This is a genomic window from Selenomonas sp. AB3002, from assembly GCF_000702545.1.
In the GTDB taxonomy this organism is placed as follows: domain Bacteria; phylum Bacillota; class Negativicutes; order Selenomonadales; family Selenomonadaceae; genus Selenomonas_B; species Selenomonas_B ruminantium_A.
In genome coordinates, this window is record NZ_JNIO01000002.1 from 948,420 (window position 1) to 958,529 (window position 10,110).

General features: G+C 58.1%; 8 protein-coding genes and 1 pseudogene. 3 read left to right on the forward strand and 6 right to left on the reverse strand.

The annotated features are described in order from the left end of the window. Nucleotide 1: 1 nt before the first annotated feature. The 4 genes from P159_RS0104660 to P159_RS0104675 are packed head-to-tail and all read right to left on the reverse strand — an operon-like array spanning nucleotide 2 to nucleotide 7,154. Nucleotides 2-2,767: an NHLP bacteriocin export ABC transporter permease/ATPase subunit gene (locus P159_RS0104660; RefSeq protein WP_051650115.1), complete on the reverse strand. Its 2,766-nt coding sequence runs from the start codon at nucleotides 2,765-2,767 to the stop codon at nucleotides 2-4. Nucleotides 2,768-2,781: 14 nt separating this feature from the next. Then, nucleotides 2,782-5,025, reverse strand: a complete 2,244-nt coding sequence (locus P159_RS0104665) for an NHLP family bacteriocin export ABC transporter peptidase/permease/ATPase subunit (RefSeq protein ID WP_051650116.1) — start codon at nucleotides 5,023-5,025, stop codon at nucleotides 2,782-2,784. A 4-nt stretch (nucleotides 5,026-5,029) separates the two neighbouring features. Beyond that, a complete protein-coding gene (locus tag P159_RS0104670) occupies nucleotides 5,030-6,028 on the reverse strand; it encodes an HlyD family efflux transporter periplasmic adaptor subunit (RefSeq protein ID WP_029541895.1) in 999 nt (332 codons plus the stop codon). After that, complete coding sequence (locus P159_RS0104675; RefSeq protein ID WP_029541896.1) at nucleotides 5,979-7,154, reverse strand: efflux RND transporter periplasmic adaptor subunit; 1,176 nt, start codon at nucleotides 7,152-7,154, stop codon at nucleotides 5,979-5,981. The genes P159_RS0104670 and P159_RS0104675 overlap by 50 nt, the downstream gene beginning before the upstream one ends. A 551-nt stretch (nucleotides 7,155-7,705) precedes the next feature. Here P159_RS0104675 and P159_RS21125 point away from each other — a divergent pair. From P159_RS21125 to P159_RS20890, 3 genes and pseudogenes are all read left to right on the forward strand, one after another. Beyond that, a pseudogene (locus P159_RS21125) lies at nucleotides 7,706-8,483 on the forward strand (AAA family ATPase). Between the two features lie 5 nt (nucleotides 8,484-8,488). Then, entirely contained in the window at nucleotides 8,489-9,088 is a 600-nt protein-coding gene (locus P159_RS20885) for a hypothetical protein (RefSeq protein ID WP_221174050.1), read from the forward strand. Further along, nucleotides 9,043-9,276 (forward strand): PD-(D/E)XK nuclease domain-containing protein, encoded by a 234-nt coding sequence (locus tag P159_RS20890; RefSeq protein ID WP_318253494.1) that lies wholly within the window; start codon nucleotides 9,043-9,045, stop codon nucleotides 9,274-9,276. Before P159_RS20885 ends, P159_RS20890 begins: the two co-directional genes overlap by 46 nt. A 64-nt stretch (nucleotides 9,277-9,340) precedes the next feature. Here P159_RS20890 and P159_RS20475 read toward each other — a convergent pair whose 3' ends face one another. Beyond that, a complete protein-coding gene (locus tag P159_RS20475) occupies nucleotides 9,341-9,499 on the reverse strand; it encodes a hypothetical protein (protein ID WP_185753602.1) in 159 nt (52 codons plus the stop codon). 112 nt (nucleotides 9,500-9,611) lie between these two features. Next, nucleotides 9,612-10,110: TolC family protein (locus tag P159_RS18390; protein ID WP_185753603.1), on the reverse strand; the 499-nt coding region annotated here is incomplete at its 5' end.

Sequence of the window (10,110 nt, forward strand, 5' to 3'; positions counted from 1 at the left end):
TTCATGCCACCTGCTGGCGTTTCACCAGCTCGGCAAAGAGACCTCCCTGGTCCACCAGTTCCTGGAAGGTACCCGTCTCGGCAATGCGGCCGTCATCCATGACGATGATGCGGTCACACCCTCTGATGGTGGAAAGACGGTGGGCCACGATGATGCGGGTGGCCTTGAGCTTTTCCAGGCTCCTGGTGACGATGGCCTGGGAGCGGTTGTCCAGGGCGCTGGTGGCTTCGTCAAAAATCAGCAGGGAGGGCTTCCCCACCAGTGCCCGGGCGATGAGCAGCCGCTGCCGCTGGCCGCCTGAGATATTGGAGCTGCCCTCGCTGATGACAGTCTGCATGCCCATGGGCATCTCGGCGATGTCCTCGGCTATGCCTGCCGCTTCCGCAGCGTCCCAGGCATCATCCTGGGTGAGCATCTTCGTACCTACGATATTAGTGAAAATATCTCCCGTCATGAGCTGGCCGTTTTGCAGGACCACCCCCATCTGGGAACGCACCGAAGGCAGGGAAAGCTCCGACAAATCCTGCCCATCAAAGGTGATGCTGCCCCGCTTGGGAACCTCAAAGCCCAGCAGCAGGCGCACCAGTGTGCTCTTGCCGCTGCCGGAGCGGCCTACGATGGCCACATTCTCCCCGGCGGCCACGGAAAAGCTCACATCCTGGAGCACCTCCTTGCCCTCCACCTCCGTGACGCCTCCCTTCTGGTCAGTCACCACATGGCTGTAGGCAAAGGTGAGGCCGCTGACTTCAAAAGAGCCGGAGAGCTTCCCTGCGTCACGCTTTTCCTCGGTGGTCTCAGGCACAGCTTCCAGTATGGGCCTCAAATTCTCCAGCTGGGGCTGGATAGCAAAATATTGGCTCACCAGCCCCAGGACACCTCCCACTACGCCGTTGAAGCTGGAATAGGCAGCATTGAAGGCGATGAACTGGGCATAGCCGATGCCCTGCTTCACCGTCCTGCCATCAGGTCCCAGCTCATTCATGCCATAGACGGCAATCCAATAAAGGATCAGCGTGAGAACAAAGGGCTGGATGCTGGCGATGATAGAGGTGTAGTTGTTCTGCCAGCGCAGCTTCAGGCTCCAGTTCCAATGCTCACCGAAGGTGCGTGACCAGAGGCTGTAGGCCTGTTCCTCCGCCCCCTGCACCCGGAATTTCTGCAGCCCTGCGAAAATCTGCTGCACAGTGCCGGCAGATTTGTTCCCCGCCTCGATGATCTTCCGCTGGAAGAACAGCACCCGCCTGAGGACCAGCCCCACGAAAATGCCGTAAACAATCCAGACGGCAATGGCTGCCGCTGTCAGCTTCAGGCTGTAGTAGCACATGAGGAAGATGCTCCAGAAGGAAAAGATGAAGGAAAGGATGGAGCCGACGAACTCCCCGGAGGCCAGGCTCTTGGCAATGCCGATGCCCCCCATGCGACTGGCCAGCTCCCCTACTGTGAAGCGCCGGAAGAACTTGGTGGGCAGCTGCATGAGCCGCCCCCACATGGCGGCTTCGGCGCTGATCTCGATGCGGGAAGAAATGCGCATCACCGCAATGGAACGCACGATACCCAGGGCCGCCGTGGTAAAGCTGGTAACCATCAGGGCCTGGGTCACTGTGGCCAGCCCCTGCCTGTCCAGGATAGGTATGATATCCTGGAAGATGGTTTCCGTGATGATAGGCGTAGCCAAAGGAATAAGTCCGGCAAAGAGGCTGCAGATGATGATGGTGCGGTAGTCTGCCATCCAGCACTGGCGAAACATGAACTTCACCAAATCGAGAAGCTTCAGCGCCCTGGCGGGAAAGCCTGCATAGCATTGGAAGGCATCGGGAGTCAGCTTCCTGGCTTCCTCGTCTGTGAGAGGGATGCCCTCCGGCTTCCGCCTCAGCACGATGCGATAATTTTCCGGAGTCTCGGGGATGAGAGCTGCCAGTTCCTTCCTGCCTTCAGCCCCGGAGTAGAAGCCAATCATGACCCCGGTGTCCTTCTTGTACCAGCCCTCCGGCAGAGTCACCAGGCGCATCTGCATATTGCCCTTCTGGGTCATAGCCCTGAGCAGTCCCACAGTTTCCAGTTCTCTGGCCTTTTCCTCGGAAATGCCCAGATTGTCCGTGGGCATGGAGAGAGCCTTGGCCACCCGTGCCACCACGAAGGCGGCATCCATGACCTCGGGACTGCCGGCCACGCCTTCACTTTCCCCGGCAAAAAGCTGCTCCTCCCCCAGAAGGCCTCTGATTCCGTTTTCCAACAGCACCTTTTTGGCCATTTTTCTGACGCGGATGCGACGGGAAAGGCGCTTGTCCTCGGCGCCGAACTGCATCCCCAAAAACATGGAGAGAATCTGCTGGTTCTCTCGGAACTCAGCCAGCAGGGCGGCGGGGCTGGCAAACTCGGCCAACATTCCCTTCTGCCGCCAGGCCTGCAGCATATCGTCCCCCTTGTCAGCCTTCTCCCGCAGCCAGGAAATATGCACCAGGCGGCGGAACCAATGCTCCATCAGGGAACGCAGCTCCTCTGTCCTCATTTCTTCCATGGGACAGAGGGAAAACTCCGTGTCCTCCTTGGCGTAGAGCTGGATGTACAGTTCGTCGAACTCGTCCATGGCAGGAAAGGCCGCCTCCCCCGCCCCCAGAGCCAGCAGATAGCACTGGCGGAAGGAAAGCTCCTCCCCGGTGCGGGTCACGGCATATACTTCCACGGCCCCCGAGAGGACCTGGATGAATTTTTCCTCCTCCTGCAAAAGGAAGCGCTGCCCTGCAAGCAAAGTATGGGTATTTTCCATGGGCTTTACCTCCTTCAATCCACGTCTTCCATGTTATCCATGTCTTCCTGCTCCCGCTCGGTGATGAGCTGCAGGTAAGGGCCATCGTGACTTATCATTTCCCTATGGGTGCCCCGCTCCACAATCTTGCCCCGGGAGAGGACGATGATTTCGTCGCAGTCCCGGATGGTGGAAAGGCGGTGCGCCACAATCAGACAGGTGCAGCCGCGATGGCGGATATTTTCCAGCACTTGTTTCTCCGTGATGGGATCCAGGGCAGAGGTGGCTTCGTCCAATACCAGGATGGAGGGATTCACCGCCAGAGCCCGGGCGATTTCCAGCCTTTGGCGCTGCCCCCCGGAGAAATTCATGCCCCCCTCTGCCACCTGGAATTCATAGCCGCCGTCCAGCTTCATAATATCCTCATGGATGCAGGCATCCTTGGCCGCGGCGATGATGTCGCTGCGGCGCACGGTGGTGTCAAAGAGAGCGATGTTCTCCGCCACGGTGCCGGTGATGAGGAAAATATCCTGGTCCACCGCCGCCAGAGAGCTCTGCACCACCTGCCGGGGCACCTGCCGCCGGGGCACCCCGTCAAAGGAAAGGGTGCCATCCCATTCTTCATAGAGGCCCGTGACAATCTTGGCCAGAGTTGACTTGCCGCTGCCGGAAGCCCCTACCACCGCCACCCAGCTGCCCGGGGCAGCGTGGAGGTTGAAATGCTCCAGCAGGGGAGGTTCCAGAGGACTGTAGCCGAAGCTCACTTCCTCAAGAGAGATTTCCCCAGAGAGCCTTTCCCCGGGGAAAGATTTCTTCGCTTCCTCCTCTTCCGAAGGGAAATTCAGACTGTCTACTTCGTAGCAGCGCACGTCGTTGAGCCTCTGCATCTGCATTTCTGTAGTCTGCAGGGTGGAGCCCAGCCCCACCAGGGCGTTGACAGGTGCCTGAAAGCTGCCCATCAGGTGCTGGAAAGCCATGAACATACCGGCGGTCATAGCCCCCTCCATGATGGAGAAGCCGCCGATGGTCATGATGAGGGCGCCGTTGATGCCCGAAAGCAGGGTGGGCAGCATCTTCACGGACATGGCCCAGAGGGTGGTCTCCTGGGAGGCGGTGAGGACCTTGGTCTGATAACCCGCCCACTTGGAGAAGAAATCAGACTCGTCCCCGTTGGCCTTGATAGTCTCTATCATGCGCAGGCCGTTCATGGCCACGCCGTAGGCCTTGCCCGCATCCTGCTGGATGCGCATATTGAGGTCCGTCAGGTGCCGCCGCATGGCGAAGAACAGCACGATTTCCACGGAGCTGAACAGGATGCCGATGAGGGTCAGGGCCACATTGTACTGCAGGAGCAGCAACAGGTAGAAAATGGCCACGAAGAGGTCCAGCACCGCCGTAGCGGCAGGGCCGGACAGCACCCCGGCAATGGACTCGTTGAACCCCACGCGGCCTGCCACCTCTGCGGCATAGCGCTGGTGGAAGAACTGCATGGGCAGTTTCAAGAGATGCCAGAAATAGCTGGAGGAATCCGCCAGGGTGAGCTTTCTCTGCCATTGGGTCAGCACTACGGCCCTGAGCCAGGTCATGATGCCGGATATAATGAAGGAAACGGTCATGGCCAGGCAGAAATTCGTCATCCAGTCAGGGTGCTTGCGGGTCAGGATATCATCCAAAAAAATCTGGTTCATGACCGGTGAGGCCAGACCGGGAATGATGGCGCAGAATTCCAGGAGCAGGATGAAGAGGGCTGCCCAGCGGTCCTCCAGCAGTTTCTTCGTCATGTCCTTGAAGACGTTGTAGCGATGGCCCGCTTTTTGGAATCCCTTGTCGGGCTTGATGTAGAGGGATACCCCTGTGTAGGAGGTGCGGAATTCTTCCAGGGCCACCGTGCGCCGCCCCATGGCGGGGTCATTGAGATAGGCGCGGCCATCCTTGATGCCCTCCAACACCACGAAATGATTGAATTCCCAATGTATGATGAGGGGAAAGATATTTTGGTCCTCGAGCTTCAGCAGATCATCCACCGTCCAGCGGTAGCCATCGGCCTCGCAGTTCCTGTTCCGGGCCGCCCGTATGACACAGCTGGCTTTGGAACCATCGCGGTTCACCCCGCACTCGGCCCTGAGCTTTTCCAGAGGAATCCAGAGGCCGTAGTGGGCCAGTATCATGGCGAGGGCTGCCGCGCCGCACTCCGTGGCTTCCATCTGGAGCACGGTGGGCACCTTCACCCGCCTGATATCCCCGGCGAAGATTCCTTTCACTTTTTCCGTCAAACTCATAGGCTCACCTGTTTCTCAGCCATTGGCTCAGCTTGTAGAAAACCTTCTCGATGGGAGGGCGCCGCTCGATGATGATAGAGCCGGTGCAGAAGCTGCCCGCCGAGATAGGCTTGTGCTCCCCCACGGAGGAGGTCCAGAGATAGCCGGACTCGGAGCCGGGGTCCTTCACCAGGTCAAAGCTCACTTCCATCACAGCGCTCTGCTGGGCCTGGATTATCCACTGGGCCAGCTGCTCGTTACCCAGGTTCTTCTGCATGGCCTGGGGAGTGATGGGGTACTGGGACACGGAACGCACAGTGCCCAGGAGGCTGCCCGTCTGGGAAACGTCCACCCCGTTGGGCACCAGCTGGATAGTCTGGCCGCTCTGCACACGCTTGCCCTTGTCCACGGGGATGTAGAGGATGCCCTTCAGCTCCCCTGCGGAGCCATCAGCCAGACGCACGCTCAGGACGGGGGTGCCCCCGCTCACCACGCTGCCCTTCTCGGCCAGCACGTCATCCACGATGCCGTCATAGGGAGAGTAGACGAACTCAGCCGCTTCCTTCTGGTAGCGGCGGGAGTCGAATTCATGGACCCGGCCCGCAGCCTCCCTGCCGCTGGCGGCCAGCTCAGGGCCGAACTGGGCCATGCGGGCGGCAGCTGTTTCCTGGACCTGGTTCACATGGGCCACCAGCTCACCCTTCTTCACCCGGCTGCCGGGAAAGACGTAGATTTCGTCCAGCAGGCCAGCGGAAGTGGTGGAAATCTTGCCCACTCCTGCGGCATCCATGATAAGGCCCATGCCGTCAGCTTTTACCGTAAAGGAGCCGAAAATGGACCAGAGGACCACTGCCAGCAGCATCACACCCACGGCCACCAGCCCCATCCAGCCCACAGGGGTAGTGATGGGAAGCACCGTATCAAGCTTTTCCGGGGAACGCATCTTGTCCAAGGCTTCCTTGCTGAAAATCTGGTCACCGCCGCGGTTCCACTTCTGGGCGGCGTTCTTTTCCTGCTCTGCCATCAGCTTCCCCTCCTTCCAGGGAAATCTCTGCCTTCATGCCTTCATGGAGGCCATCCATATTGCCTGTCACTACTACTTCGCCTTCCTGCAGGCCCTCGTAGATTTCGATATAGCTGTCATCGTCTGTGCCTGTGCGCACCTGCCGCAGGCGAAGCACCCCTTCGCTGTCCAGCACGTAGACCTTGTCATAGTTGCCGTCCACCATGGCTGACAGGGGCACCGTCAGGCAGGTATAGGGCTGGCCCGTCACCATGCGCACCCCGGTATAGGTCATGGGTTCCAGCGTGCGGGTGCGGTTGTCCACCTCCCAGACGGTGCGACGTATTTCCGCAGGCTCTGAGAGGGGCGGCACGATATCTTTCAATGTGGCCTGCACCTTCTGGCCCCAGCCCACATTCCCTGCAGCGTAATCCGTATCGTAGACCTTGCTCAGGTCCTGCCCCTGAGGGAAGGCCATGACGGAATTCTCCCCCACCCGCAGATGGCGGGTGTCTTCATCAGGCAAGTTCATGGAAAAGGAAAGGCGGTCAAAATCCCCCACCAGGGCCACGGGAGTACCGGCCTGCACATAAGTGCCCTCCCGCTGGTAGATGAGCAGCACCTCACCGTCCAGGGGAGCTTCCACATTCAGCCAGTTTTCCATTACCAGGCACTGCTGATACTGGGCCTGAGCCTCCTGCAGTGCCTCCTGGGCAGCCAGGTACTGGGAGAGGGATTCCTCATATTTTTCCTGGGCCGTGGCGTTCTTGGCTATGAGGCGCCCCTGCCGCTGATAGGTGCTGTAAGCCTGGGCCAGCACGGCCTCTGCCCGGCGGACAGCGCTGGCGGCCTGCTGGATCTTCAGGGGAATCTGCTCATTGGCCATGGTCAGCAGCAGGTCCCCCTTCTGCACAGGACTGTTCTTGCCCACCTGCCAGTGCATGATGCGCCCGTCTGTCAGGGCCACCGCATCTGCCATGTTCTCACTGGTAAAACGCACAGCAGGCAGGGTCAGGGTGGGATGCAGCTGCCGCTGGGCTGCCTGAGCTCCGGAGAGTTGCACTCTGCGGTTGTCCATGCGGTTGGCTATCTGATGTTCGTCGCTATAATTGAGCCAGGCACCATAGCCCACGATGGCCAGAGCCATAACGAGGATGATGGCGATGCCAAGTAAAAATACTTTTTCATGATGACCTTCCCTTCCCCTTGAATTGCCGCCTGTGTATAAGTCTATTTATTGGGTACATACTTCTCCCCCCCGTGGAATTTCCTGCTTTTTCCCAAAATTCCTTACATTGCTCCCAGCAATTAAAAAGCACCGGGAAGATACCTCTCTCTGCCGGCGGCTTTATGTATTTTTATGTCAGATGGCCCGTGCCTTCCTGAGCTGTCTCCTGCGAGTGTGGATGCTCTTGACCTGGCCCCAGAAATCCTTGAATCTTACGTCCCGCTTCATTTTCCTTTCCTCCTCATCTTTCCTGCTCAACATGCTGCTATTTTCGTCTCCGGCTTTTGCCTTGCTGTTTTTCTTTCTGTTCTTTATATCCGCCCAAAGAGGAAAGTGTTATACTTTTTGCGAAAATGTTTGAACTCAGGCAGCACCCTTTGATGAAGCGCCGTCAGGTGTATTGACATACAACAGGCTTCTGCTAGAATGGGGCAAAGAGAGAAAATTCCTACAGGAAAGGAGCGTTGACGATGGCAGAGAATATACGACAACTGCCCATTGGGGTGCAGAGCTTTGAGAAACTGCGCCAGGGTGGCTACATATATGTTGACAAGACCCGTTACGTCTATAATCTGGTTCACAGCGCAGGGCAATACTTCCTCAGCCGCCCCGGCGCTTTGGCAAGAGCCTTTTCCTCTCCACCCTTGCGGCCTATTGGGAGGGCAGGAAGGAACTCTTTGAAGGGCTGGCCATAGAGGAAATGGAGAAAGGCAATAAGGAAGCATGGCAGCCTTATCCTGTGTTTTACTTTGATTTCAACGGCGAGAACTATCAACACGATACCGCCCTGGAGGATGTACTGGACAAGCACCTGCGCGAATGGGAAGCCATCTACGGCTGCCAGGCACAAGGCACCTTGAGCGGTCGTTTCCAAAAGCTCCTAATAACTGCCGCCGAAAAAACCGGCCGTCGCTGCGTGGTGCTGGTGGACGAATACGACAAGCCTTATTAGAGGTGTTAGAGAAAGATGAACTGGAAGAACACAACAAAGCTGTATTCAAGGGCTTCTTCGGCACCTTGAAAAGCTATGACAAATACCTGCAGTTCGTCTTCATCACCGGTGTCACCAAGTTCAGCAAGGTCAGCATCTTCAGCGACCTGAACCAGCTCAATGATATCTCCCTATATCAAAAATATGCAGGAATCTGCGGCATCACGGAAGCAGAGCTTGCCAAAGCCTTTGCACCGGAAATCGAGGAACTGGCGCATCAGCTTGGTCTTTCCGGGACAGCTGCCTGGCAAAACTGAAGAAGATGTATGACGGCTACCATTTTCATCCTCAGGGAGAAGGCATCTACAATCCCTTCAGCCTGCTGAAGGCTTTCGATGAAAGGAATCTGGGCGCATATTGGTTCGCCACCGGCACCCCCACCTTCCTGGTGCGGCGGCTGAAAACCATGCACTTCGATGTGCGGCAGTTCACCCAAAAAACCTTGGAAACCAACGACAGGATTCTCTCCGATTACAGGACAGACAACCCCAATCCCTGCCGCTTCTGTACCAGACGGGATACCTCACCATTGTGGACTATGACCCCCAGGCACGGCTCTACACCCTGGGCTTCCCAACGAGGAGGTCAAATACGGCTTTTTGGAAAGCCTCCTGCCCGAGTACACTCCGAAGCGGGCTCCGGCAACGGCAAGGACATCTTCGCCCTGCGGCGCCGCCTCCTGGCTGGTGACACGGACGGTATGAGGGAAATCCTCACCGCCCTCTTTGCCAGCATTCCTTACACTTCAAACGACGCCCCTTCGAGCATTATTTCCAGTCGGTGCTATACATGGTCTTCACCCTGCTGGACCAGTTCGTGCAATGCGAGGTACACAGCAGCCGGGGACGGGCCGACTGCATAGTTGAGACTGAGCAGTTTGTCTACATCTTCGAGTTCAAGGTGGACAAACCCGCCCAGGAAGCCCTGCAGCAGATTGAGGACAAAGGCTACGCCGCGCCCTTCGCCGCCGACCCACGGCAGGTATTCAAGATTGGCGTGAGCTTCGACTCCGAAAAGAGAAGCCTGGCCGAATGGCTGGTAAATATTTGATATCGGCACACAAAAAGCCGCCGGGAAGATATCACTCTCTTCCCGGCGACTTTTTGCGCCTCACTTATTCTTCCTCTCCCAGCCAGGCTGCCGCCAGGGCCTCGTCGGCAGATGCGCCTTCCTGCTCGGCTTCGGTATACACCGAGGCATCAAAGGCCACGGGCACTCCCATGGCTTTTTCCAGGGCGGCCCGGGAAAGGTTGTACTGGTAAAGGGCCGTCATGTAGTTTGACCTGGCCTGGGTCAGCTTTTCCTGGCATTCGTCACGGAAAGAAGGATATCCACGCCCTCCTCGTAACGCACCTGGGCAATGGTATAGCTGTCCTCAGCCTGCTTCACGCCACAGCTGTCTCCTGGATATTCTGCTCCGCCGCCTTCATATTGAGATAGGCAGTGCGGGTCTCCAGCTGGATGGTCTTGCGGGTCTTGCGTGCCCCGGCTTCGTACTGGTCCACCAGGGAGGCTGCCTGGCGCACATTCTCCGAGGTCACGCCGTTGTCGAAGATATTCCAGTTGACGGAAAGCCCTGCCTGCCAGTTGTTGCTGCGCTCACTGGCAAAGGGGGCGTTGCCGGCAATGCTCTGGGTGCCCACTCCCGTAACCCTGGGACGCCAGCCAGCCTTGGCGGCTTCCTTCCGGGCCTGGGCGGCCTTGATGTCATAGTCGGCAGCAATGCCGTCAGGCCGGTGCTCCAAGGCGTATGCCTCGCAGTCAGGCAGGTCCTTGTCATAGGGTTCGTAGGAAAAGTGATCCAGGGGCTCCACATTCGTGTCCTGGGGCAGGCCCACGATGCTGGCCAGGGTGGACTTGGCCACCTCCACGGCCTTCTCGGCA

Bases quoted from the DNA above. Each gene is read 5' to 3' on its own strand.
- P159_RS0104660 (WP_051650115.1), bottom strand. From the start codon at position 2,767: ATGGAAAATACCCATACTTTGCTTGCAGGGCAGCGCTTCCTTTTGCAG.
- P159_RS0104665 (WP_051650116.1), bottom strand. From the start codon at position 5,025: ATGAGTTTGACGGAAAAAGTGAAAGGAATCTTCGCCGGGGATATCAGG.
- P159_RS0104670 (WP_029541895.1), bottom strand. From the start codon at position 6,028: ATGGCAGAGCAGGAAAAGAACGCCGCCCAGAAGTGGAACCGCGGCGGT.
- P159_RS0104675 (WP_029541896.1), bottom strand. From the start codon at position 7,154: ATGGCTCTGGCCATCGTGGGCTATGGTGCCTGGCTCAATTATAGCGAC.
- P159_RS20885 (WP_221174050.1), top strand. From the start codon at position 8,489: ATGTATGACGGCTACCATTTTCATCCTCAGGGAGAAGGCATCTACAAT.
- P159_RS20475 (WP_185753602.1), bottom strand. From the start codon at position 9,499: ATGACGGCCCTTTACCAGTACAACCTTTCCCGGGCCGCCCTGGAAAAA.